This is a genomic window from Methanooceanicella nereidis (assembly GCF_021023085.1).
Classification (GTDB): Archaea; Halobacteriota; Methanocellia; order Methanocellales; family Methanocellaceae; genus Methanooceanicella; species Methanooceanicella nereidis.
Window position 1 is genome coordinate 52754 of the sequence record NZ_PGCK01000007.1, and the last position, 23569, is coordinate 76322.

At 47.3% G+C, this 23569-nt stretch carries 24 protein-coding genes and 1 tRNA gene; 16 read left to right on the forward strand and 9 right to left on the reverse strand.

The features are described from left to right. Position 1: 1 nt before the first annotated feature. Genes CUJ83_RS09245 through ahcY form a run of 3 tightly spaced genes read right to left on the reverse strand, consistent with a single transcriptional unit; the run spans position 2 to position 3308 of the window. Entirely contained in the window at positions 2–1093 is a 1092-nt protein-coding gene (locus tag CUJ83_RS09245; RefSeq protein WP_230742017.1) for a phosphotransferase, read from the reverse strand. A 30-nt stretch (positions 1094–1123) separates the two neighbouring features. Continuing rightward, a complete protein-coding gene (locus tag CUJ83_RS09250; RefSeq protein ID WP_230742018.1) occupies positions 1124–2029 on the reverse strand; it encodes a PfkB family carbohydrate kinase in 906 nt (301 codons plus the stop codon). Positions 2030–2045: 16 nt separating this feature from the next. Then, complete coding sequence (gene ahcY, locus CUJ83_RS09255; RefSeq protein ID WP_230742019.1) at positions 2046–3308, reverse strand: adenosylhomocysteinase; 1263 nt, start codon at positions 3306–3308, stop codon at positions 2046–2048. 237 nt (positions 3309–3545) lie between these two features. Between ahcY and CUJ83_RS09260 the strand changes: the two genes are divergently transcribed. Then, on the forward strand, positions 3546–4019 hold the full coding sequence (locus CUJ83_RS09260) for an Lrp/AsnC family transcriptional regulator (protein ID WP_230742020.1): 474 nt from the start codon (positions 3546–3548) through the stop codon (positions 4017–4019). Between the two features lie 25 nt (positions 4020–4044). Here CUJ83_RS09260 and CUJ83_RS09265 read toward each other — a convergent pair whose 3' ends face one another. The 4 genes from CUJ83_RS09265 to CUJ83_RS09280 form a co-directional block, all read right to left on the reverse strand. Continuing rightward, positions 4045–4725, reverse strand: a complete 681-nt coding sequence (locus tag CUJ83_RS09265; RefSeq protein ID WP_230742021.1) for a metal-dependent hydrolase — start codon at positions 4723–4725, stop codon at positions 4045–4047. Between the two features lie 70 nt (positions 4726–4795). Then, positions 4796–5986, reverse strand: coding sequence for a DUF362 domain-containing protein (locus CUJ83_RS09270; RefSeq protein ID WP_230742022.1), 1191 nt, complete (start codon positions 5984–5986; stop codon positions 4796–4798). Next, on the reverse strand, positions 5983–6195 hold the full coding sequence (locus tag CUJ83_RS09275; RefSeq protein WP_230742023.1) for a hypothetical protein: 213 nt from the start codon (positions 6193–6195) through the stop codon (positions 5983–5985). The genes CUJ83_RS09270 and CUJ83_RS09275 overlap by 4 nt, the downstream gene beginning before the upstream one ends. Positions 6196–6842: 647 nt before the next feature. Then, positions 6843–7544: an RAD55 family ATPase gene (locus CUJ83_RS09280; protein ID WP_230742024.1), complete on the reverse strand. Its 702-nt coding sequence runs from the start codon at positions 7542–7544 to the stop codon at positions 6843–6845. Positions 7545–7854: 310 nt separating this feature from the next. On the opposite strand from CUJ83_RS09280, the gene CUJ83_RS09285 reads away from it, so the two are divergent. The 7 genes from CUJ83_RS09285 to CUJ83_RS09315 all read left to right on the forward strand — a co-directional run bounded on the left by CUJ83_RS09285 (position 7855) and on the right by CUJ83_RS09315 (position 14122). Next, a complete protein-coding gene (locus CUJ83_RS09285; protein ID WP_230742025.1) occupies positions 7855–8997 on the forward strand; it encodes a pyridoxal-phosphate-dependent aminotransferase family protein in 1143 nt (380 codons plus the stop codon). A gap of 36 nt (positions 8998–9033) precedes the next feature. Then, positions 9034–9498, forward strand: a complete 465-nt coding sequence (gene ribC, locus CUJ83_RS09290; RefSeq protein WP_230742026.1) for a riboflavin synthase — start codon at positions 9034–9036, stop codon at positions 9496–9498. Positions 9499–9542: 44 nt separating this feature from the next. After that, complete coding sequence (gene ribH / locus CUJ83_RS09295) at positions 9543–9971, forward strand: 6,7-dimethyl-8-ribityllumazine synthase (RefSeq protein WP_230742027.1); 429 nt, start codon at positions 9543–9545, stop codon at positions 9969–9971. 14 nt (positions 9972–9985) lie between these two features. Then, on the forward strand, positions 9986–11113 hold the full coding sequence (locus CUJ83_RS09300) for a pyridoxal phosphate-dependent aminotransferase (protein ID WP_230742028.1): 1128 nt from the start codon (positions 9986–9988) through the stop codon (positions 11111–11113). Between the two features lie 65 nt (positions 11114–11178). Further along, entirely contained in the window at positions 11179–11799 is a 621-nt protein-coding gene (locus CUJ83_RS09305; RefSeq protein ID WP_230742029.1) for an endonuclease III domain-containing protein, read from the forward strand. A gap of 524 nt (positions 11800–12323) precedes the next feature. Next, positions 12324–13544: an MFS transporter gene (locus CUJ83_RS09310; RefSeq protein WP_230742030.1), complete on the forward strand. Its 1221-nt coding sequence runs from the start codon at positions 12324–12326 to the stop codon at positions 13542–13544. Between the two features lie 62 nt (positions 13545–13606). Next, a complete protein-coding gene (locus CUJ83_RS09315; protein WP_230742031.1) occupies positions 13607–14122 on the forward strand; it encodes a Mut7-C RNAse domain-containing protein in 516 nt (171 codons plus the stop codon). 43 nt (positions 14123–14165) lie between these two features. Here the strand turns inward: CUJ83_RS09315 and CUJ83_RS09320 are convergent, their stop codons facing one another. Continuing rightward, entirely contained in the window at positions 14166–14678 is a 513-nt protein-coding gene (locus CUJ83_RS09320; RefSeq protein WP_230742032.1) for a PadR family transcriptional regulator, read from the reverse strand. Between the two features lie 235 nt (positions 14679–14913). On the opposite strand from CUJ83_RS09320, the gene CUJ83_RS09325 reads away from it, so the two are divergent. Genes CUJ83_RS09325 through CUJ83_RS09340 form a run of 4 tightly spaced genes read left to right on the forward strand, consistent with a single transcriptional unit; the run spans position 14914 to position 18641 of the window. Then, entirely contained in the window at positions 14914–15708 is a 795-nt protein-coding gene (locus CUJ83_RS09325) for a 2-amino-3,7-dideoxy-D-threo-hept-6-ulosonate synthase (protein ID WP_230742033.1), read from the forward strand. Continuing rightward, positions 15705–16835, forward strand: coding sequence for a 3-dehydroquinate synthase II (locus tag CUJ83_RS09330; protein WP_230742034.1), 1131 nt, complete (start codon positions 15705–15707; stop codon positions 16833–16835). The genes CUJ83_RS09325 and CUJ83_RS09330 overlap by 4 nt, the downstream gene beginning before the upstream one ends. Positions 16836–16879: 44 nt before the next feature. After that, positions 16880–17839 carry an alpha/beta hydrolase gene (locus CUJ83_RS09335; protein ID WP_230742035.1) on the forward strand — a complete coding sequence of 320 codons (960 nt, stop codon included), beginning with the start codon at positions 16880–16882 and terminating at the stop codon, positions 17837–17839. Positions 17840–17843: 4 nt separating this feature from the next. Further along, positions 17844–18641, forward strand: coding sequence for a prenyltransferase/squalene oxidase repeat-containing protein (locus tag CUJ83_RS09340; protein ID WP_230742036.1), 798 nt, complete (start codon positions 17844–17846; stop codon positions 18639–18641). A 232-nt stretch (positions 18642–18873) separates the two neighbouring features. Here the strand turns inward: CUJ83_RS09340 and CUJ83_RS09345 are convergent. Further along, positions 18874–18946, reverse strand: a tRNA-Gln gene (locus CUJ83_RS09345). A gap of 280 nt (positions 18947–19226) precedes the next feature. Here CUJ83_RS09345 and lipA point away from each other — a divergent pair. From lipA to CUJ83_RS09365, 4 genes are read left to right on the forward strand one after another with little or no spacing between them, the layout of a single operon-like run. Next, entirely contained in the window at positions 19227–20123 is an 897-nt protein-coding gene (lipA, locus tag CUJ83_RS09350; protein ID WP_230742037.1) for a lipoyl synthase, read from the forward strand. A gap of 3 nt (positions 20124–20126) precedes the next feature. Beyond that, complete coding sequence (pdhA, locus tag CUJ83_RS09355) at positions 20127–21209, forward strand: pyruvate dehydrogenase (acetyl-transferring) E1 component subunit alpha (RefSeq protein ID WP_230742038.1); 1083 nt, start codon at positions 20127–20129, stop codon at positions 21207–21209. A gap of 1 nt (position 21210) precedes the next feature. After that, entirely contained in the window at positions 21211–22188 is a 978-nt protein-coding gene (locus tag CUJ83_RS09360) for an alpha-ketoacid dehydrogenase subunit beta (RefSeq protein ID WP_230742039.1), read from the forward strand. A 15-nt stretch (positions 22189–22203) separates the two neighbouring features. Next, entirely contained in the window at positions 22204–23568 is a 1365-nt protein-coding gene (locus CUJ83_RS09365) for a dihydrolipoamide acetyltransferase family protein (RefSeq protein ID WP_230742040.1), read from the forward strand. The last annotated feature ends 1 nt before the right edge of the window (position 23569 follow it).

Consider the following 23569-nt stretch of genomic DNA (forward strand, 5'->3'; position numbering starts at 1 on the left):
GTTACTTCCTCATAAAGTACTGGTTCACGTTCTTATGGTCGAATCTATCGCCAGCAAGCACGTTATCTATAAAATTGAATAGCTTGATCCGGACTTCCGGGTCCAGGTTCGGATACCATAGCGGGCTGGCCACAACCAGGGCCCTGAAAGCATAAAAAGGCTGTATACAGCTTAGTATATACTCATCTTCGGTCCTGTCCAGGTAATTCTGCATGAAGCTGTCATAGAGCTTTTTAAAATTACCCTGAAGCCTGCCGTGTTTTTGAAGCGAGTAAAAGATATAGTTCAGGCTCATGCATGATACGTCATCCGCAGCTTCTCCGTATTCGCCCCTGCTCCTGTCCAGCACCGAAAAATCGATACCGTTCCTGAACATGATGTTCCACGGGTGGAAGTCTCCGTGGACGACGCAAAGCCTTTTTACGTTAGGGCGGATCTTCCAGCGCCATTTTACGCATTCCTTTTCCATTCTCTCAAGATCATCACGGGAATAATACTCAAAATCTTCGGGATAGCTATCAGCGAGCCCCATTATGCACTCGCCGGAGCCTATAAGCTCCCTTATTCTCCGGTGGTAAAGGACGGGGTCATCATGTTTCCTTGAATGGATCTCAACAAGATAATCCGATAACGCCACAGCCCGGTCTATGTCGAGCCTGCTGAATATGTCCGCATCCCTGATACGGTTCAGGTCCCGGAAATATTCGGTGCCGCTGATAAGCTCCATTAAAATAAAATATTCGTCGGCATCTCCGGCACTCTTGAGTTTTCCGGACTTTGTAAAGTATCCGACGTCCAGCGAACGCGCATGTCGCGGCAGCCTTTCATACGCATAGTTCTGCCAGAGCATCAACGCTGCCCTATCCGCAAAAGTATCGTGCCCGAAACCTTTCTGGACACGCATCGATGACAGGACGGCCGACCTTTCTTCCCCGCCCAAAATGAAGTCTATAAGGTATGGCTTACCGTATCCGAACCCCTTTAGCTCCGTTTCTTCTCCGTCGCCTCCAAGTTCGACAACTCTTATTACCGATACAGGCTTCCCATAGACTTCTTCAAGGTAACTCTCAACGTTTTGGATACTATCCGTCATTTTGATGCCCGATTATTTGTTAAACTCCCATCAAAATGAAACTATGTCCTGGAACATCATATATCTATTGAAGATGTCGTCTTTTGTAATGTTCCTGAGCTTGTTAAGGCTGAAATCCTCAGCGTTATACGATGCTATGGCGCTTCCGAACACGACCGCCTTACGCATGTTTCTCTGGCTCATGTCGCCTGTCTTCGCCAGCCATCCAATAAAACCGCCCGCGAACGAGTCTCCGGCTCCCGTCGGGTCGACGACCGCCTCAAGCGGGAATCCCGGCGCGCTAAAGCAGGAATCCCTGGTGAACAGTAAAGCGCCATGCTCGCCTTTCTTGATGATCGCTGCCTTCGGGCCCATATCAAGGAATGAGCGCCCTGCTTTGATCAGGTTCGGCGTCTCGAAAAACTGGCGGGCCTCGCCCTCGTTTGTAAGGACGACGTCCACCTTCTCGATCATCTTTTCAAGGGAGTCTCTTTTACTCTCTATCCAAAAGTTCATCGTGTCCATCATGACGAGCTTAGGCTTGCGCATCTGCCTGAACACGTTCATCTGTATTTCCGGGTCGGTGTTAGCCAGGAACACGTATTCGCTGTCCCGGTAAGCATCGGGTATGGTGGGGTTGAACTCGGCAAGCACGTTAAGCTTTGTATCGAGCGTGTGCGCCTGGTTCATATCGTACTCGTAATAGCCTTTCCACCTGAACGTCTCGCCGTTCTCTTTGACTTCAAGACCTTCCGTGTCGACGCCTCTTTGCCTTAAAAAGTCGATATGGTGATCAGGGAAGTCTTTTCCGACGACCCCTACTATACCCACTTTCGAGAAGTTGCTCGCGGCGATGGATGAGTATACCGCCGAGCCTCCAAGAGTTTCGACTACCTCGCCGAATGGCGTCCTTACCGTATCAAGCGCTACCGTACCTACGACTATAAGATCTACCATACCCTTCACCTGGTAATTATGTACCCATGCTCCAGGAGCTCAAGTATTTCTCCTGTTCTTTGGTCAGCTTTTCCAGCTTGATGCCCATGGATTCCAGCTTCATCTCGGCCACTCTGGTGTCGATCTCTTCCGGTACCTTATAGACATCATTCTTAAGCTTCTTGTGATTCTCGGCTATATACTTTACACATAAAGCCTGGTTCGCGAAGCTCATGTCCATGACCTCGGGCGGGTGACCGAAAGCACAGGCCAGGTTTACAAGCCTGCCTTCTCCCAGGACATATATCCTGTTACCGCCCTTGAGCAGATACTCGTCTACATCCGCCTTAACGGTCGTTACGCTCTTTGACATCTTCTTTAGCTCGTCCAGCGCAAGCTCGACGTTGAAGTGTCCGGAGTTGCAGACTATCGCCTGGTCTTTCATAAGCTTGAAGTGCTCGCCGCGAATGACCGCTATGTCCCCGGTGACGGTAATGAAGATGTCTCCGACCTTTGCAGCCTCTTTCATGTCCATGACCTGGAAACCATCCATTGCGGCTTCTAGAGCTTTGCGTGCGTTGATCTCTACCACGACGACGTTCGATCCCATTCCCTTCGCTCTTGAAGCGCAGCCGCGTCCGCACCATCCGTAGCCTACTACGACCACAGTCTTTCCGGCAAGCAGTACGTTAGTCGCGTTGATTATGCCGTGAAGGGTGCTCTGTCCGGTGCCATACCTGTTGTCGAACATCATTTTGGTTTCCGCATCGTTGACCGCTACTACCGGGTACTTTAACGCCTTGTCCTTTGCCATGGCCCTGAGGCGTATAACGCCGGTGGTTGTCTCTTCGCATCCTCCGTATATGGACTTAAGATATTCCTTGTGCTTTGAGTGCACCGTAGCTATGACGTCTGCGCCGTCGTCAAGGGTGATGTTCGGCTTAATCTTTAATGCGGACTCGATGTTCTCATAGTACTGTTTCTCGTCCTCTCCCCTGATAGCGTATACCTTGACCCCTTTCTTTGCGAGGGCTGCGGCAACGTCGTCCTGCGTGGATAACGGGTTGGAAGCAGTCAAAGCGACATTCGCGCCTCCTGCTATCAATGCCTCGATCAGGTTCGCAGTCTCTACTGTGACGTGTAAGCATGCGATGACATTGACGCCTTTCAAAGGCTTTGCCTTCTCGAACTCTTCCTTGATCTTACCAAGTACGGGCATATGCCTTCTTGCCCACTCTATCCTTTCCTGGCCCTGCTTTGCCAGCTTTATATCCTTGACCGCGTAATCTTTCTCTTTCATGGTATCACCATATAAGCATGATGTAAAATATTTTTTATCTTTACTTTACATAATTGACAAAAATAGTATTTGTATTTTTCTTATTGTTATCAAATTGAGTGAAATTATATCTATTTTGTTAACACGATGGAAAAGGTATATAGCGGAAAAACGCCAACGATATTGTCGGAGGTTTTACCCCGAGTTATGTTTCGGTAAAAATATCTCTGAGATATTTAACCCGGTGTAAAATTGACAATGGCCGAGCGAGCGATCGATGAAATAGATATGAAAATAATATCGGAGCTGTCGAGAGACTCTAACATCTCTCATACTGAACTGGCATCTTTATGCGGGATAACCCGCCAGACAGTAGCTTCGCGGATAAAGAACCTGGAAAGGGAAGGGGTCATAAAAAATTTCCGGGCTGTAATAGACTATACTAAAATAGGCTTCGGAGCGTTCTTTTTATTGTTCCTTAAGCTTGACGTCACTGATCAAAAGCTGACCCGCGAGTTCATAAATAAATTAAAGGATGATCCGAACGTGCTGATGGACGTCTCTATTACGGGAGAGTGGGACGTCATGCTGTTGCTGGCATTCCACGATGTCCGGGAATATGAGACCTATATCAATGAAATGAGGATACGGATGGGCCCGATATTAAAAGATACCAAGAGCCATGTCATATTGAATTTCTATAAAAGCCTGGACGATTACGTGCCCCGGTGATCCCGGCGTTCAAAAAAATGATATCCTAAACCTCTACAGGCACTCCGCTTTCAAGGATTATCACTTCAGCGTCGGTCTGGTCTTCCACCATTCTCTGGAATTTACCGACGTCAGCCTTGATCACGTCAAATGTGTTATAGTGCATAGGAATCACTAGTTGCGGCTTGATCAATTTCACAGCCAGAAGAGCACCTTCTATGTCCATTGTAAACCTGCCTCCGATGGGCAGCATCGCTACTTTAGGCCTGTAAAGCTCATGTATGAGGGTCATATCGTTAAATATGGCTGTATCCCCTGCATGGTATATTGACACTCCGTCCCTGACCACTATGCCCGCAGGGCTACCTGCGTCCCACCCGAAACCAGCCTCATCGATGCCGTTCGAATGCATCGCGGGTACAAAAGTATATTTCGTATCCTCGATCTCTATGGTGCCGCCGATATTCGCTCCGATGGCGTCGATGCCTCGTGTCTGCAAATATTTCGCCAGCTCGTTCACCGCGACGACTTTACATTCTGTCGACTTCGCGATGCTTATCGTATCTCCCAGGTGGTCCGAATGTCCGTGGGTGACGGCTATCACGTCAGGGTCGATGTCTTCCCATTTGATCTCAGCCATCCTGTTACCCAGAATGAACGGGTCAATAAATGTCAAAAGGCTATCCTCTATCTCAAAAGCCGAATGGCCATGCCAGGTTATTCTCATTTAAGACCTCATATAAATATTGACTTTATGATATTTATATTTTTAATGACAGTGCCTTGATTTTTACTTATCACGCAGCGGCTTCGACCCTGAACTGATGGCCGCCATCAGGTATCTTTTCATACATAGGAGTATTCGCTGCATACTTTACGAATGTAGGAAGCTCAAAGACCGGGCCTCTCCTTAACAGCCCTAAATTTTCACCGGGGATAATCTCTTCAACTTTTGAGCTTATAGCAAAGACATCAAAACCCCTTATCTTTCCCATGCCATCCTCTTCCCCGAGCTTTAAGAAATACTGGTCTGCGTATGAATCAAGGAACTCTTCGTCAGGGATATGATCCAGTTCCATCAGGCGGTATTCCGCATAGCTCCTTAAGAAGTCGGGCGAAAATCCCATATAATAGCTCTCGGCGGCATCGATAGTCGCAGGGTTGTTTACCGACGCCATTATGATGTTCTCCTGCCTTGGCATTGCAGGCTTATAAAGCGGTCCGTCACCCTCACCTGAAATGATCCCTTCAATGACACATATCTCGTCTATTCCTATGTGCCTGAAAACCGCGTCATGTACCTGCACGAACGTCTCGCATAACAGCTTATATCCCCTGGCCATGTCACGCCTTGATATATCCGCCCACAGTGGATCTGCGCAATAGTGTCCTTCGGATCTTCTGTTGGCAGGCTCCAGCGCACCGTACATGTTCTTTATGCATCCCGTGACAAGGGAATTACTGTGCGACTTCAATTTTGCCATGTTTATGATCACGTTGACTTCCGTGTATTTTTTATTCACTTCGATCTCCGCGAAATCCTCATTCCAGACCCTGGACGGATAGACAACGGCACGCTCTTCCTGAGAATTCGTAAGCAGGTCAAATAGCTTAACGTCGATCTCCTCAAGCAGCGTCTCACACCCCTGGTGAAGAAAAACGCCCTGCGTCTCCCCGGGCCATTTTGTGCTCTCTGCGACAAATACTTCCCCTCCATGCTCCAGAATAAAGTCGCAGGCGGCTTTTATGGAGAAAGGGTCGGTACATACGTGATTATGTACTGTAAGGTCTGTCTTTCTTGGCCCGAATTTAAGAGACGGGTTCGGAGGCTGTGTGAAATTTGGCTTTATCATCACTTTACCGTCCAGCATCAAGTTATCCAGCTGCCCGTCCTGTTCAAGCATTATTAACGCTTCCATAGTGTTATTATAAGCAGCGGTACCAAGCTTCGGGTACTCCTTACTTATCGCGACCACGTCGAATTTCATTTTAAGCCCCCGGGGATCTCTTTACTGACATCACATCCTTTTGAACGGTACTGAAAAGTAAGCTCTTCATAATGTTTTGGACAGTAATTTTTGCCTCTGATCGTCCTTATCTCCTCATGGCAGAGCTGCTTACCGCATACCTCGCATTTTATATTTTCGTCTATGGCCCTGTCACATACTGAGCATTTTTTAGGGTCGATGTTTTCCATCCCTGATAGGTTCATTATGTCTTTATATTAATTTTAGGCGCGAAGCGGGCGGATAATTTGCTAATTTTGATATGTGTCTGATTATCTTTTAGAATAAGTGGACATTTTACCACAAAGGCTACTAAGGTACACTATTTTTCACCACTAAGTACACGAGGGTAACTAAGGAACACTAGCTTAACCACTAAGTACACGAGGGTAACTAAGGAACACTAGCTTAACCACTAAGTACACAAGGGCAACCAAGTAACACAATATACTTTTCGATAATGGATTATCCTATTTTCTATTATTTAACCATCCATATCTATGTATAATTGTCATCATTTTAGATTTATAAAAAATGATAACATCAAGAAAATATAAATTTAAAAAATTGTGTTACTTAGTTACCCTTGTGTACTTAGTGGTTAAGCTAGTGTACCTTGGTTATCCTTGTGTACTTTGTGGTTGAGCTTGTGTTACCTGGTTGCCTTTGTGTGTTTTATATTGTGGATTGGCGACCATCGATTTATTGACCGGATTTAAACTAAACAGCGATAAAGACCGGCTCGAATAACAAGCTATAAGGTACGATCAATGTTTTTCAATGTAAAAGAGCCAGTTTTATCGCCGGCAATAAAAAAGAAGAGATCGGTTAAGATATTTTAACCGCTAAGGAATGGCTTCAGGTTTGTAACGATGATGCCGTTTTCCTGTATCTCTATGGCCCGCTTGTTCATATCGTGGCTTGTGCCGCGCATCTTCTTGACCTGGATGTACCTGACGACATCCTCCCTGGTCTCGATTATGCCGAGCTCTAGGACACCGTCGACCACGAACTCCATGAAGTCGGTCGGCTCGAATACCTGGTTCTCGAATATCAGTATTGTGGTGCATCCGAGGCTCTCGAGTATTCCTATAAGGTTATTGAGCTCTCTTCTAAGCGGCTTTTTGTTCTCATATTGCTGTACGAAGGCAGTTATGGAGTCAAATACCACTCTCTTTATGCCTTTGTTTTTAACGTAATGCTTAACTAGATAGATGAGGCCGCCAAGATCGAACTTTTCGCTCTCGACGACTATTTCGTCAGGCTGAGGCCTGGTACTGAACGGGACGATGTCGCCCTTGTCTATGTACTCTTTTAAGTCCCAGAAAGGCATTTGCTTTATAAGCTTATCCACGGACACCTCACTGGAAATGTAAAGTCCCTTCTCGCCTATCTGAGCGCCCTTGACAAGGAATTCCATGGAAAATATACTTTTTCCGGAGCCCGGGCCGCCGGTAACGCCGTACGTCTGTCCTGCGAAGAACCCGCCGTCAAGTATCTCATCAAGCCCCGATATCCCTGATCTTACCCTTTCGCTCATTGTTTACACCTCGATAATCGTCATAGTAATGCCAAAATGCGGCGGTACTTCCGGGCAATTCACCTGCCTGGATCATACTCCTGATTAATTGCGTTAGACGTATGTATACTTGTCCATGGTAGTAAATTAATCTATCGCAATATGTGCAAGCTGTTAATACTAATCGATACCCGATCATATCCTAAAGCCCGAAACATCCGGTAAAGGAAATAGGGCTTCGTGTAGTTTTATTCTCCGCATATTCGCAATCTCCGAAAGTAATATAAACAATTAAAAAACTAAGTGATTTACCTACTACAGGAGATAATAAATGGCAAATGAACCGTTACTAATGATACCGGGACCGGTATTGTTGCACCCAAGAGTGCTGCAGGCAATGTCCAAGCAGATGATCAGCCACAGGGATAAGGCATTCTCTGCCATATACGACGAATGCAGATTTACTGTCAAAGACATCTTAAACACGAAAAATGATACCTATGTTATCTCCGGTTCAGGCTCTTCGGGAATGGAGGCGGCGATCTCAAATCTCGTAAAAGGGGACAGGATTATCACCATCGTCAGCGGCAAGTTCGGAGAAAGGTTCAGGGACATCGGAAAGCGCTACGGCCAGGTCACCAGCCTTGAGTTCGAGTGGGGTACGCCCTTAGACCTCGGTAAGATCGAGGAAGAGCTCGCGAAAGGTGCTAAGGTCATCGCAATGGTCCACAACGAGACCTCTGCGGGTGTCAAGAACCCTGCCGAAGAAGTAGGCAAGCTGGCAAAGAAATATGATGCTTTATTCGTCATGGATACGGTCACTTCCGCGGGCGGAGACCTTGTGGAAGTCGATAAGTGGGGCGTGGACATAGCTGTCACCGGATCCCAGAAGTGCCTCGGTGCTCCGTCAGGACTTGCGACGGTCTCCGTCAGCCAGAAGGCATGGGACAGCATGGTAAGCAACCCGCCATACTACCTTGACCTGAAGAAGTACAAGAAGTCGGCGGAAAAGGAAAGGGCAGAGACACCGTACACCCCTGCCATAACCTTATTCTACGGTATGCAGGAAGCTATGAAGATCATCAAGGAAGAAGGAATGGAGAACCGCATAGCAAGGCACGTGCAGGGCGCAAAGGCGGTCCGCGCGGCAGCCGCTGCGATAGACCTTGAGCTGTTCCCGGTCACGGACAAGTACACGGTACTCTCCAACACTGTCACCGCGATAAAGACCCCGGCAGGTATCACCGATAAGGACCTTCGCGGAACGATGAAAGCAAAAGGCGTCCAGATATCCGGCGGCCAGGACAGGCTCGACGGTAAGATCTTCAGGATACCCACGATGAACGCTTTCACGCAGGAACAGCTTGAAAAGACGTTCGACGTGCTTGAAGAGACGCTGATACAGTTCAACGTCCTCGACGCCTCAAAGAAGGGCGCCGGAGTCGAAGCATTAAGAAAAGTTTATAAAAATTGAGGCTATACAGGGTGTAATACACCCTGTGTGATTTTAATGGCTAAAGTTGGAATAGCTGATACGGCATTCGCGCGCTACGACATGGGCAAGGCCGCGATCGATGAGCTTAAGAGGCATTCTTCTGTAAAGATAGAGCGATACACAGTGCCTGGCATAAAAGACCTGCCCGTCGCATGCAAGAAACTTTTTGACGAGCATAAATGTGACATAGTCATGGCTCTCGGCATGCCCGGAAGCAAGCCGACTGACAAGACATGCGCTCATGAGGCGAGCATGGGTATCATTTATTGCCAGCTAATGACTAACAAGCATATAATCGAGGTATTCGTCCATGAGGACGAAGCCCCGGATGGCAAAGAGCTTGCATGGCTCATGGACAGGCGTGCGAGAGAGCATGCCCAGAATGTGATAAAATTATTATTCACGCCGAAAGTGTTAGAGCGAGAGGCGGGAACAGGCCAGAGACAGGGATACGAGGACGTAGGTCCTGCAAGGCAGTGAACAAGATCTATGATTGATATTGATCGTTCAACAGGTTTGATATTATGGCAGCAGCAAAGCAAGAAATAAACATCGGTTTCGTTGTCGCGGAGTTTAACCGTGACCTGACATGGCAGATGGAATTACTCGGAAAGGAACATGCGTCGTTCCTGGGTGCAAAGGTTACAAAGGTATTTTACGTCCCGGGAGTCTATGACATGCCCCTTGCCGTAAAAAAGATGGCCGAGGACAAGAGCATCGATGCTATTGTTACCATAGGAAGCGTTATCGAAGGCTCCACGGACCATGACCAGGTAGTTGTGGCTCAGGCGACCAGGAAGATAACCGACCTTTCCCTCGAGTATAATAAGCCCATCGCGCTGGGCATAGCAGGCCCGGGCATGACCAGGCTTGAAGCCCACGATCGTATCGACTACTCTAAGAGAGCGGTCGAAGCAGTCGTCAAAATGGTACGCAGGATCAGAGAATACTGATACGAAAGATAGTTATGTCCTCAAGGCTGGATCAGGTCGAGGAGTCGGCAACTCTGCGCATAGCCGACCTCACTAACGAGCTAAAAAAGCAGGGCAAGGACATCATCAGCTTCAGTCTGGGCGAGCCGGACTTCGACACTCCGAAGCATATCATAGATGCGGCGAAGAAGGCGATGGACTCTGGCAAGACACATTATGCCCCTTCACTGGGCATACCCGAGCTAAGGGATGCTATCGCCGAGAAGCTGAGGACCGAGAATAAGATAGACGTTAAAGGTAAAGATATAATCGTGACGCCAGGAGCCAAGCATGCTGTCTTCGAAGCATGCTTTGGCATGCTTGAGGAAGGCGACGAGGCGATCCTTCTTGAGCCGGCATGGGTGTCCTATGACGCGTGCATCAAGATGAGCGGCGCAAAGACCGTATGGGTAAAATCGAACGAGGACGGCTCGATACCCGAAGACCTTTCTTCACGCATAACGAAAAAGACAAAACTTATAATAATCAACAGCCCGAATAACCCGTCCGGCACAGTCCTCGGGGCCAAAGACCTGAAAAAGGTGGCTGACATCGCCGTCGATAATGACCTCTACGTACTGTCGGATGAGATCTATGAAAAGATAATCTACGGCGTAAAGCATATCAGCATAGGCTCGATGATACCCGAGAGAACCATAACCATCAATGGATTCTCTAAGGCATACGCGATGGCCGGATGGAGGATCGGTTATATCACCGGCCCGAAGGAAATATTCCAGAAAATGGTCAAGGTACAGCAGCATACGATCTCAAGCCCGACCACATTCGTCCAGTACGGAGCCCTTGAGGCTTTAAGGGGCCCGCAGGACTGTGTGGAAGAGATGAGAAAGCAGTTCGAGGCCAGAAGGGAAGTCGTGATAAAAGGCTTTAAGGATATGGGACTTCACTGCCCGACACCTGAAGGCGCTTTCTATGCGTATCCCCGGGTCGAGGGCAATTCCGAGATCATCGCGGAAAAGCTGCTTGAGGCAGGCGTAGGCCTTACGCCGGGCTCGGCTTTCGGACCGGAGAGCAATGACCATCTCAGGATGTCATACGCTTCTTCCATGAAAGACATTGAAACTGGTCTTGAGCGTATGAAGAAGGTATTCGGAGGAGTCTGACGGCACGCGATAAAAAAACAGAGGAAATAACGCGCCGTTTAATAAAACGTTATGGCGAATATGACGTGACCAGGGGCAGCCCTTTTAACGTCCTTATCGCCACCATCCTTTCTCAAAACACTAATGACAGAAACTCTTCTCAGGCTTTTAACAGCCTGTACTCTGTTTATGACACTCCTGAAAAACTGGCGAACGCTCCCGAGGAGAAGATTGCCGACCTGATCAAGTACGGCGGCCTTCACAGGATCAAGGCCAGGCGTATAAAGGACACAGCCCTTGTCGTAATGGAAAAATATGGCGGTGACCTGGATCTTGTATGTGACGCGGATCCTGCTTCGGCCAGAAAAGAATTGATGTCCATCGAGGGCATAGGGCCAAAGACCGCCGACTGCGTGCTTTTGTTCTCATGCGGTAAAGATGTTATCCCGGTCGATACACATGTTTTCAGGGTATCAAAACGGCTTGGTATAGTGCCGGAAAAAGCAGACCATGAACAGGCTCACAGGATATTGACAGAAAAGGTCCCGGAAGGAAAAAGGGGCTCGGTCCATGTAGCCTTAATACGCCTGGGCAGGGAGATCTGTAAGGCTCAAAATCCGAAGCATGAAAATTGTCCGCTTATCGACATTTGCGATTATGCAAGGACAGTCGGAGCTTATCCTCCAAAAAAGGATGTATCAAAATAGTAAGTTGAGTCTCCTCTTATTTCGAGTTTTACATTTTCATTTTCAATATGCGTGGCACGAAGTCACACAAAGGTACACTAAGTTGTTAACCACGAAGCGCACGAAGGCGATTAAGGTACACTAAGTTGTTAACCACGAAGCGCACGAAGGCGATTAAGGTACACTAAGTTGTTAACCACGAAGCGCACGAAGGCGATTAAGGTACACAAAAATTTTTTTTAAATATATGTTCATCTTCTAAAAGAGGTCCTTTGTGTTCCTTGTTCGCTTTTGTGCGCTTTGTGGTTAGCAGTTTCGTGGTCCTTTGAGCCCTTTGTGGTGACTTATTGAATGATGCACTGTTACATAAATGAAATCACCAATCAAAGTATGGGGGATAAAACTCTTTTTAACATTAAAAGTTTAAAGTGGAATGTTTTTAATATCTTTCTCGTTTACATAACAGGATATTTCCGTCAATGAACATTTAATAAATATCATTTCACGGAAAGTATATTTATTAACTAATTCTTTATCATCGTCGGATGTCTTTTAAAAAGATAAGCGTACTTGACGTGTTTCTTATCGCTTTTATCCTGATGTATTACGGCAGGCTCAGCGTAGTGCTATTTATTCCCCAGTACGCCATCGATAACGGCATTCCGTCTCCTTACTACGGATTACATTTCGCGATGGTCAGCATCGGCTCCGCAGTATCTAATATCCTGAGCATAATCCTGCTCCGGCATATAAACACAAAGAATCTATTCCTGGGTATAGGGGTGATCTCCGCTCTGTATGAAATATTATTATACTTTTACCCGACGCCGGAAATGCTTTTGATCGCAGGTCTTTTGATAGGGCTTGCAGCGGGGTCCTTCTGGAGCCTGACATTCCTGGTAGTATGCGAAATAATCGATACTCATAAGACATCTACGATAGAATCGTTCTCGAAATATAACATAGTCACCACGGTCATGGGTGCGATAACGCCTCTGGCAGCGGGTTTCATAGTCCATTTATATGGCTATGGCACATGGCTATTGTCTGCGCTGGCGTTCCTCATTCTATCCACCGTCGTGATATATATGCTAAAGGACCCTGTGTACTATAAGACGTACGGGCAATATCCAATAAAGGAAGACCTTAGCACGGTCCTCAAAGATAAGCATACGGTCGTGACGTTCCTGCTCGTTATGCTGTTATCGACACTGACCGTGAATACCTGGTCTTCGATATCAAGGGTATTTTTTGCCAACGTTGGCATCAGGGATTACTGGCTCGGCATTATGAGCGTAGTGGTAAGCATAGTCACGATCATCATTTATTATCTATTATCTAAAAGGAAGGTCACGTCCAGAAAGATGCTGGGGACGCTTGGCATATTGATATTCGGCGCAGAGCTTGTGCTGATTATCTTTACGTCCGACCCTCTGATAGTATTTATCCTCGAGGGCGTGGTAGGGACGGCGGGGATAGCGATGGTCGGGTTTGCGACACAGTCAATAATAAAGAATACGTTCAGAGAACGGATCTACATAGGGCGGCCTGTATTCGCGCTTGGCATGCATATAGCAAACTCTATCTGGTTCGCAGGCTGCGGTTATATAATCGCCATGTACGGCGGCTACGAGTCTATCGGCAGCATTTTAGGAATAGATGTGGACCAGTATGGCCTGCGCGTGATGCTGGTAATATTGGCCGGGCTGACCTTCATGTGGGCGTTATCCATGTGGAAATACGAGGGCAGGATGGTTGATGGTTGACCTGCTTTGAAATTTTTTATCTTTCCCAATATTTTTCTATTAATAAGTCAAATCCTTTAGAGATGGAACGTTCCGAATACCGCTTTATTGTGGACAGGATGCTGGGCAGGCTCATATCCTGGCTGAGGATCTTCGGATATGATACGAAAAGCGCTCTTGAGCTTGACCCGTCCCCCAAAGAGGATACGATGCTGATAGAGATTGCGCTTGGCGAAGGCAGGATACTTGTATCCCGGGACCGCGTGCTCGTGAACCGGGCTAAAAAAGCCGGCGTACAAGCCGTTTTAATGTATTCCGACGATGTGCGTGATCAGCTAGAGGCCCTTATGCAGCATTATGGCCTGGACATCGACCCGAATATGACAAGATGCACGGTATGTAACTCGACGCTGAGGGAAGCGGGGCCGTCTGACTTCGAGAATATTAAAAAGCATGAGGAAGTCCCTGAACATCTGTTAAAGAACGGCACATTGTTCTGGATATGCGACAGGTGCGGCAAGGTATACTGGCAGGGAAGCCACTGGCGAAATATATTGAGGACCGCCGAAGAGGTAAAGAATAATCATCAAAACATATAAGTATGAATTTAAGGGGGGATTATCCCCCATGTTTTTATGATAATTAATCAGTTTTTTTAAGGCTTTCCAGCTCCCTGTTCACGCGCAATGATTCCGTGTCAAGGAAAATTTTCAGCTTATTCAGTATCTTATACCTTCTTTCAGGATCAAGGCCATTCATTAGCGCCTTACCTTTCTTTGTAAGCAGCACAGTAAGATGGTCGGGGTTCACACGCTCAGCTTCGACAATAGAAGAAATAAAAGCGTTAATGAACGACTCAAAATCCTGTTCGCTCTCCTGGAGCAGCTTTAGGCCCTCTTCGGAGATCTGGTATACTTTCCGCGCTCTTTCCCCGTCTTTTTCTTCCCATGAAAAGATATACCCACTGGCTTCGAGACCATTCAGAAGTTTATAGATGGCAGAGTGGGATGGTTTCCATTTGCCCTGGGTATGTCTTTCAATATCCTGCATGAGCATGTATCCGTGCTTCGGTGAATTTCTCAGAAGCATGAGCACGAAATAGTTAAGGCTCGCCCTTGTCGGATTCTCGAAAAACGTAGGGACAGTCACGGACATAATATCAAATATATATTCTGTTAATTTATATTTTGCCAGCACATGTTTTGACGAAACATATATAAAATAATTTTTTTCACAGGTTTCGATCAAGTGATAACTCTTCTACCTTCTGGTATTTTTATTCGAATGCCTGCTAATTTACAAACTGTTCTTTTGACTGCTTAGTTATTACGAGCGATAGATTTATAAATGTGAGTGTGCTACTATGTAACATACTAGCACGGTGGTAAACATGAACGTTGGTAAACAGATCCGTATGGAAAGAATGAAGGATAGAAAAAGTGGAAATAGCCTTATCGTACCCCTTGACCACGGTATATCGATCGGTCCTGTAAAAGGCATATTCAGCCTTGCAGATACGATCGACAAGGCCGCTGAAGGCGGAGCGAACGCTGTATTAATGCAAAAGGGCATGGTCCCGTACGGCCACCGTGGCTACGGAAGGGATGTGGGGCTTATAGTGCACATGAGCGCCTCGACGTCACTGGGCCCGGACCCCAATAATAAAGTGCAGGTCTGCACGGTGGAGGAAGCGCTGAAGGCGGGAGCCGATGCAGTGAGCGTACATATCAACATTGGCAGCGAGACGGAAAGCGACCAGCTTGAGATACTGGCTTCGGTAGCGGAACGCTGTAGTTTCTGGGGTATGCCTCTTATCGCAATGATGTACCCGAGAGGGAATTCTATCAAGGACCCTCACAGCCCTGACGTCGTAGCGCATGCGGCGCGTGCAGGTGCGGAACTTGGCGCGGACATCATAAAGACAAATTACACCGGCGATATCGACACATTCAAAGATGTCGTAAAGGGGTGCCCTATTCCGATCATTATCGCGGGCGGCCCGAAGATCAACTCCGATCAAGACCTTCTTGTCATGATAGACGGGGCGATGGAAGCAGGCGCGAAGGGAGTTGCGATTGGCAGAAACATATTTCAACACGAATTTCCAACAAAGATAACGAGGGCCATATCCCGGATCGTACACGAGAACCGTTCTGCGGCTGAAGCCCTTGAGGAACTTAAATGAGCGACAATAAGCTTGTCTGGATCGACATATTCAACGACCCATGGGTCAAGGCAAAAGAGAAAGTGACCAACGCGCTGGAATCGGGAGCTTATGCCGTTCTCGTCCGGGGGGATAACATCCCGCGAGTAAGAGAACTTGGAAAGATAACGGCAGCGTCCAATACGGATGCCCCTGACATATTTGTTATCGGCATAGGTTCCGAAGGTGACGGCACTTTATTCTTACCGGACGACCTTGAGCGGTCGGAGGACATCGCCCGCATAAGGGAATTGAAGTCCAAGGGCCATATAGTGGCCGAATATGTACGTCTGGAAGGCAAGCAATATGAAAGGCTTGCAGCGATGGCCGGAAAGCTTTGCGACTACCTTATAGTCGAGGGGACCGACTGGAAGGTCATCCCGCTGGAAAACCTGATAGCCGAACTTAGCGGCTCGGACGTTAAGATCATAGCTAAGGCGAGGAACATAGACGAAGCTTCCGTTGCGCTGCAGACGCTGGAAAAAGGCGCAGACGGCGTATTACTGGAGGAAGAGGACCCCTCGAAGATAAGGGAGATAACCAGGGCGATATCGTCAAAGCAGGGAAGGATAGAATTAGTACCGGCGATGGTGACCGCTGTAAAGGATGCAGGTACCGGCGATCGTGTCTGCATAGACACCTGCTCGCTAATGGTGCCCGGCGAGGGTATGCTGATCGGCAACCAGTCAAGCGGATTATTCCTTATACAGTCCGAATCAGAGGAAGGCCCGTACGTGGCAGCCCGCCCGTTCCGGGTAAATGCCGGCGCAGTCCATGAATATTTACTGGTCGGCGAAAAAACGAGATACCTGTCAGAGCTATCTAGCGGGGACACTGCGCTGATCGTGGACAAGGACGGTAATGCGAGAAATGCTACAATCGGCAGGGTCAAGATAGAGCGCAGGCCGCTTCTTTATGTCGAGGCCGAAGTGGACGGCTCAAAAATCACTGCTATCCTTCAGAACGCGGAGACTATCAAACTGGTCGGGGCCGACGGCGGATCGATACCTGTGACACAGCTAAAGGAAGGCGATACGGTCATGGTCAGATTCGAGGCAGTGGCAAGGCATTTCGGCATGAAGATAGAGGAGACCATCATTGAAAAATGAAGTCTCCGTAACACTTATTTTTTTAGCCGTTAACATTAAAGCCTGTGTCTAAGAAAAAAGCTCTTGAAGATAGAAAAGCAAAAGAAAGGAAAAATAATTATTATAAGGCAGCCCTGGCTGTCTTTATCTTTATCGCGGCTATCGCCGTTATCTACTTTGCGTTTTTACAGGGTACGCAGGCTGAGTATAAGCTCTGGGAACTTGACGGCTCAGGACTGTTGAGATTCACTGAAAGGAGTATAGTCGATGCTAATACGACATTGCTTGGATCTACCGGAGATCACACCCTGGAAAAAGTGACCTATAAAAGCTTTGGCGAAAACGTGTACGCACTGCTAAGGATACCGGCTGACGTCTCAAAACTTCCTGTTGTAGTGATCTTACCGGCGGCCTCCATCAATAAGGAAAATGACGCAGCCATGGCATCTGCGTTATGCTCTATGGGATATGCGACGCTCACACTCGACGAAAGGGGAAATCAGGGAGAGACACCCGGACCTTTCGCGGGCGATCTTAACTCCGGATTTGATGCATACATTAACGGCGGGGATCCTGTCCAGTATCGACAGGTCTATGATGCTCTTGCCGGACTTGATTATATTAAGACCAGAAAGGATCTTGACGGTAGTAATGTCGCCATCATGGGAGAAAGTATGGGCGGCAGGTTCGCCATAATCGCAGGCGCTCTTGAGCCGCAGTTTAAAGCTGTTTATGTTGTCAGTTCAAGCGGCTATGGCAACAAAAAATATGACGACCCCGAAGTAAATGCTTTTATAGCATCGATAGAGCCGGCTAATTATTTATCGAGGCTATCTCCAGGGAAACTAATAATGTTCCACTTTAAGAATGACACGATAATACCTGCGGAAATGGGTAAAGAGCTATTTGACGCCGCGTCGGAGCCTAAGGCATTGTATTTATATGATGGCGATGTTCATGGATTGTATAATGATATGTTAGCGGATGACCTGCGCTATGAGCTAAAAGAAACATTTGGGAGATAGACTGATGGAATCATTGTTAAAAAACGCTAAAGAATACTTGATAAGATCTCAGAACCCTGACGGCTCATGGGGAAACGGCGATCCGTATATCTGCGCCCGCATACTGAACGCATTTTCCGAGGAAGACACTCCAAAAGACGTGCTGGATAAGGGCATAGGATACCTGGTAAGCTGCCAGCAAGACGACGGGCATTACGCCGGAAAGACAAATATGTTCACCGACGCAGCTAACACGGCATATCCCATTTTGGTCCTGAACAAGTACGCTTTCCATAAAGCCAGCAAATACATCAGCACCGCGCTCATCTGGCTCATAGAGAACCAGAACGAGGACGGCTCGTGGAGCGGCAGGAATAAGAATAAAAACCTGTATACGACGACTCTCTGTCTCAGGGCACTGCATTTTTACTATTTTTCGGGCATCGCGCGGTATAAGAAGGGTGTGGAATATTCTTTAGAGTACATTGAAAAGATGAACTTCTACCGTGAGCCCGTATCCCACGTATATTCGCCGATAGTGAACCTGAAAAAGATAGACAGGCTCGATAAAAAGACTGAAGAACGGTTCAAATCATACGCGACACGCCTGATACATACTTCTATAATGGGCGGACAGGTCGCCGATATCGCATACTTGCTCGGTACGCTAAAAGCTCTGGATGAAAAAGAGGATAGCGCCATAGCAGAGGAATGGCTGGTATCTGCGGTGAATGAGGATGGCGGATTTGGGAAAGATCTCTATTCGAAAAGTGATCCGGGTACAACGGCTCTTGTGATACTTGCTATAGGGAACGAGTTTTAATTTATTTATATAATTTTTTTACTGAGATCATAAAACATATATAAATATGTGAACTCTTTAGATTTTTCCAAATATCACAATTCATAAGGTAGTTAATATTATCGCGTTATCTGGAAGTTTTTTTTATCTGTCAGAAGTGTGCAAAGATAGCAACAGATAGTCCAATCTCATGAAAAAGTAACAATAAAAAGATAATGATAAATTATAACAATAAAACCTTTGAAAATCGTAGTAGCCCCGTTCGGATTCGAACCGAAGTCAAAGGATCCAGAGTCCCCTATGATTGACCGCTACACTACGGGGCTATTTTGCAACTCTAGTATATCATTCAAGCATATAAAAATTTCGCTCATTGCCGATTATTAGACACTTCGCGTATTATGGATATTAAAGCAATCGCTGAACGCTATATTAATAATTCATCTAATGCTTTGAAATGCATACACAAATATAGGGATACTACCGTTAAAATACCAAATAAATAAACGTAATCCTGATTATCTAACTTATTATCCATCTAACGTCTATTAATCTGGAATAAAATTCGGTAAAATTAATTATACTAATCATTTTATAAATTTTAATATGCAAGAGTCTTCTCTGGAGAAGCCGGACTGGCTTAAAATACGGCCCCCAAAGACCGATAAATTCCAGTATGTCAGGAACATCATCAATGAACTCGGCCTCAACACAATATGTACCAGCTCTAAATGTCCTAATTATTTCGAATGCTGGGATGGCGGGACTGTCACTTTCATGATACTCGGCAATGTCTGTACGCGGCATTGCAGGTTTTGCTCGGTAATTCACGGTAAGCGCGGAGAAAAAGTGGATCCCACAGAACCTGAAAGGCTTGCGGAAGCTGTCAAAAGACTTGGGCTGAACTATGCGGTCATCACATCAGTATCAAGGGATGACCTTGACGATCACGGCTCACAGCATTACGTAGACTGTATCAAGACCATAAGATCATCCTTGCCCGGTGTCAGGATAGAAGTAGTAATTCCTGATTTTGGGGGAAGGGCGGACCTGCTTTTAAAAGTCATAAATGCCGGACCGGATGTCATCACGCATAATCTGGAAACTGTCGAAAGCCTCACACCTGTCATAAGGGATAGAAGGGCCGGATATTACAAGTCTCTTGATTTGTTAAAGAACGTTAAGCGATTTGAGCCCGGGATCGTTACAAAATCATCTGTTCTGCTGGGGCTGGGCGAGAATATCGAAGAAATAAAAGAGACGATAAAACACCTGCATGAGTCACGGGTTAACATCCTTACGATGGGGCAGTATTTGAAGCCGGGCAAAGACTGTTATCCTGTCCAGACCTATGTCAGCCCCGATGTCTTCCAGTCATTAAAAGATTTTGCAGACTCTCTTGATTTTAGCTATGTCGCCTCCGGACCGTTCGTCAGGAGCTCTTACCGGTCTGCCGGGTACTTTTTTGAGGAGGTATTGAGAAAAGGCATAAGGGGGATGTGATCATTGGACGAGAAATATCTTTTTAACGTCAAAAAAGGTGAGACTCTTCACATCGTGGACCAGGACGGTACTTACGACCAGGATCTTGATCCGGGCATTCCTGAAGAAACTCTGTTAAAAATGTACCGTATGATGGTGCTTACAAGAACCTATGACGAAAAGGCGATCAAGCTGCAGCGAGCCGGAAGGATGGGCACGTACCCTCCGTGCAGCGGCCAGGAAGCTACACAGGCCGGGAGTGTCTTCGCATTAAAAAAGGATGACTGGCTTGTGCCTTCATACCGTGATATTTGCTCTATGATAACCCTCGGCATATCGATGAAAGACCTTTTTTTAGTCTGGATGGGCGACGATAACGGGAACAGGATACCAGAAGGTATCAACAGCCTCCCGATAAATATCGTCGTAGGGAGCCAGCTACTTCATGCGACGGGATTCGCGTGGGCCGCCAATATAAAAAAGGAAAACATCGCCGTTTTAACGTATGTTGGAGACGGAGGCACTTCAAGAGGCGATTTCCATACGTCGCTTAATTTTGCAGGGGTCTTCAATGTACCTGCAGTCTACATCATAGAAAATAATGGTTTTGCAATATCGACCAGGAATAAACAGGAAACACATGCAGAAACTCTCGCGCAAAAGGCCTTATCTTACGGTATCCGGGGTTGTCGTGTCGACGGCATGGATGTTATCGCAGTCTATGTAGCGGCAAAAGAAGCACTTGACCGGGCGAGAAAAAAGGAAGGGCCCACTCTTATCGAGTCATTATGTTACCGCTTCGGGCCGCACACCACTTCCGATAACCCTGATCTATACAGGACAAAGGAAGAGCTTGAAAAAATAATGTCAAAGACGGATCCTGTTGTCCGTTTTAAGAATTACCTTATCAAAAAAGGGATCTGGGACGACAAAAAAGAAAGTTCCCTTCAAGAAGAAGCTGGGGATCTGGTGAACAAGGCGGCAAAAGAAGCTGAAGAGACGCCGCCACCTAAATTTGAGGAGCTATTCGAGAACGTCTTCGGCAATATGCCTGACTATCTGCAGGATGAGATCGATCATTACAGGAAAGTCTCGGGAGGGGAATAAGATGCCGATGATGAACAACATACAGGCTGTGAATGACGCTTTAATGTATGAGATGGAGAAAGACAAGAGCGTCATGGTCCTGGGAGAGGATGTGGCGCAGATAGGAGGCGTATTCAGAGGCACAAGCGGCCTTCTTGATAAATTCGGCAGTGAACGCGTCGTCGACACTCCGCTATCGGAGAACGGCATAATCGGAACCTCCGTAGGCCTTGCATTGAACGGAATGAAGCCTGTGGCAGAGATACAGTTCTCCGGCTTTATTTATGCGGGCTATGATCAGCTCGTATCCCATGCGTCAAGGCTAAGGCAGCGGTCTATGGGACGCTTTCATGTTCCCCTGGTGGTGAGGATGCCGAACGGCGGAGGGGTCAGGGCGCTCGAACATCATAGCGAGAGCTATGAGACGATCTTCATTCATGTGCCCGGATTAAAAGTCGTGTATCCATGTACCCCTTCGGATGTGAAAGGACTATTAACATCTTCAATAAGGGATCCGGACCCTGTGGTGTTCCTTGAGCATATCAAACTATACAGGTCTTTCAGGGAAGAGGTCCCCGAAGGCGAATATACTGTGCCTATCGGGAAAGGAAGGATCGCCCGGAAAGGCAAGGACGTGACCATCGTGGCGTGGGGGGCTATGGTAAACGTCTCCCTTGAGGCTGCGAAAAAGCTGGAGCAGAATGATATCGAAGCGGAGGTCATCGACCTCAGGACATTGAAACCTCTCGATAAAGGCATCATACTGGATTCGGTCAAACGAACAGGCCGTGCCGTCATCGTGGAAGAATCTCAGAGGATATCGGGCTACGCTTCTTATCTGAGCGCTATCATAGGCGAACAATGCCTTCTTTATTTGAAGGCGCCTGTATCCAGGGTCTCTGGATATGACATAAAGTTCCCGCTTTACCGGCTTGAAGAGAAGTATCTTCCTGGCCCGGAAAGTGTCATTCATGCAGTTAATAATATCATGAGCTTCTAAAAGGCTGGTGTCGAAATGGCGTATGAGTTTAAACTACCTGATCTCGGGGAAGGTATCAGTACCGGAGAGATAAAAAAGTGGCATGTAAAGAAAGGCGATCCGATAGAAGAAGATGACACTCTTGTCGAGGTGGAGACGGATAAGGCAGTAGTGGAGCTTCCGGCACCGGTAAGCGGGACAGTCCAGGACATAAAGTTCTCCGAAGGCGACATGGTCAACGTAGGCTCTGTAATAGCCGTAATTGGGGAAAAGGCACCCGCCGAAAAAGAAAAAGCAGCTACGGAGCCTGAAAAAGAAGTTAAGAAAGAAGAGAAAAAACCTGAAGAGAAAAAGAAGCCCGAGGCAGCTCCGCCGTCACCGCCAAAGGCCGAGGCTAAAATGCCTGTATTAGCCACTCCTGCTACCAGGATGCTGGCTAAGGAATTGAAGGTCGATCTGGAGACTGTCGAAGGCACAGGTCCCGGCGGGCGGATAACTGACGGGGATGTTAAAAAGGCTGCAGGAAAAGCACCGGAAAAGCCGCCTGAGGCAGCTCCCACGGAAAAGGAAAAGATACCCCCGCCGGCACCGGCGATCACACCTGCTAAGGCCCCTGAAAAGCCGCCCGAGAAGGCCGAAGCTGTGCCAAAAGCAGTCCCTCCGGAAAAAGAAAAGCCTCCATTTAAGCCTGAGGTGGCAGAAAAAGAAGAACGGACCCCGCTTAGGGGCATACGGCGCACCATCTCCGAACACATGATGAAGACGTTCATGAACAGGGCGCAGGTGACGCTGATGGATGACGCCGACGTTACAGAGCTTTACCATATCAGGAATTATGTGAACAGTGTGATCGAAGGGGATGTAAAAGTCAGCTATCTTGCTTACACTATCAAAGCTGTCGTGGCAGCGTTACGTGCATATCCCATGCTGAACGCGAGCATAGACGATGAGAAGAATGAGATCGTGATCAAGCATTATTACAACATCGGGATAGCGGTCGAAACGCCTAGAGGCCTGATAGTCCCGGTCATTAAAGACGCGGATAAAAAGAGCATGATCGAAATATCAAAGGAGATAAAAGAGCTTGCAGAAACCGGCAGGGCCGGCAGCATAAGGGTAGATCAGATGAAGGGCGGTACCTTCACCATAGCGAACATAGGCAGCTATGGAGGGCTGTTCTCGACGCCGGTCATCAACTATCCCGAATCCGCCATACTCGAGATGCAGCAGATACGCGATACGCCCCGGGTCGTGAACGACGAGATATGCATTAGAAAAGTGATGAACCTCAGCCTGACCATAGACCACAGAATAGTCGATGGTGCGGACGGGCAGCTTTTCCTTAACTCTATAAAGCGTTTTCTCGAGGATCCTCAACTTCTATTCGTAGGGATGATCTGAA

Coding starts and splice junctions, on each gene's coding strand:
- CUJ83_RS09265 (WP_230742021.1), bottom strand. CDS start 4,725: ATGAGAATAACCTGGCATGGCCATTCGGCTTTTGAGATAGAGGATAGC.
- ribC (WP_230742026.1), top strand. CDS start 9,034: ATGGCTAAAGTTGGAATAGCTGATACGGCATTCGCGCGCTACGACATG.
- CUJ83_RS09270 (WP_230742022.1), bottom strand. CDS start 5,986: ATGAAATTCGACGTGGTCGCGATAAGTAAGGAGTACCCGAAGCTTGGT.
- CUJ83_RS09275 (WP_230742023.1), bottom strand. CDS start 6,195: ATGGAAAACATCGACCCTAAAAAATGCTCAGTATGTGACAGGGCCATA.
- CUJ83_RS09365 (WP_230742040.1), top strand. CDS start 22,204: ATGGCGTATGAGTTTAAACTACCTGATCTCGGGGAAGGTATCAGTACC.
- CUJ83_RS09320 (WP_230742032.1), bottom strand. CDS start 14,678: ATGTCCGTGACTGTCCCTACGTTTTTCGAGAATCCGACAAGGGCGAGC.
- lipA (WP_230742037.1), top strand. CDS start 19,227: ATGCAAGAGTCTTCTCTGGAGAAGCCGGACTGGCTTAAAATACGGCCC.
- CUJ83_RS09330 (WP_230742034.1), top strand. CDS start 15,705: ATGAGCGACAATAAGCTTGTCTGGATCGACATATTCAACGACCCATGG.
- CUJ83_RS09250 (WP_230742018.1), bottom strand. CDS start 2,029: ATGGTAGATCTTATAGTCGTAGGTACGGTAGCGCTTGATACGGTAAGG.
- CUJ83_RS09325 (WP_230742033.1), top strand. CDS start 14,914: ATGAACGTTGGTAAACAGATCCGTATGGAAAGAATGAAGGATAGAAAA.
- CUJ83_RS09310 (WP_230742030.1), top strand. CDS start 12,324: ATGTCTTTTAAAAAGATAAGCGTACTTGACGTGTTTCTTATCGCTTTT.
- CUJ83_RS09315 (WP_230742031.1), top strand. CDS start 13,607: ATGGAACGTTCCGAATACCGCTTTATTGTGGACAGGATGCTGGGCAGG.
- CUJ83_RS09340 (WP_230742036.1), top strand. CDS start 17,844: ATGGAATCATTGTTAAAAAACGCTAAAGAATACTTGATAAGATCTCAG.
- CUJ83_RS09300 (WP_230742028.1), top strand. CDS start 9,986: ATGTCCTCAAGGCTGGATCAGGTCGAGGAGTCGGCAACTCTGCGCATA.
- CUJ83_RS09280 (WP_230742024.1), bottom strand. CDS start 7,544: ATGAGCGAAAGGGTAAGATCAGGGATATCGGGGCTTGATGAGATACTT.
- CUJ83_RS09360 (WP_230742039.1), top strand. CDS start 21,211: ATGCCGATGATGAACAACATACAGGCTGTGAATGACGCTTTAATGTAT.
- CUJ83_RS09260 (WP_230742020.1), top strand. CDS start 3,546: ATGGCCGAGCGAGCGATCGATGAAATAGATATGAAAATAATATCGGAG.
- CUJ83_RS09245 (WP_230742017.1), bottom strand. CDS start 1,093: ATGACGGATAGTATCCAAAACGTTGAGAGTTACCTTGAAGAAGTCTAT.
- CUJ83_RS09285 (WP_230742025.1), top strand. CDS start 7,855: ATGGCAAATGAACCGTTACTAATGATACCGGGACCGGTATTGTTGCAC.
- ahcY (WP_230742019.1), bottom strand. CDS start 3,308: ATGAAAGAGAAAGATTACGCGGTCAAGGATATAAAGCTGGCAAAGCAG.
- ribH (WP_230742027.1), top strand. CDS start 9,543: ATGGCAGCAGCAAAGCAAGAAATAAACATCGGTTTCGTTGTCGCGGAG.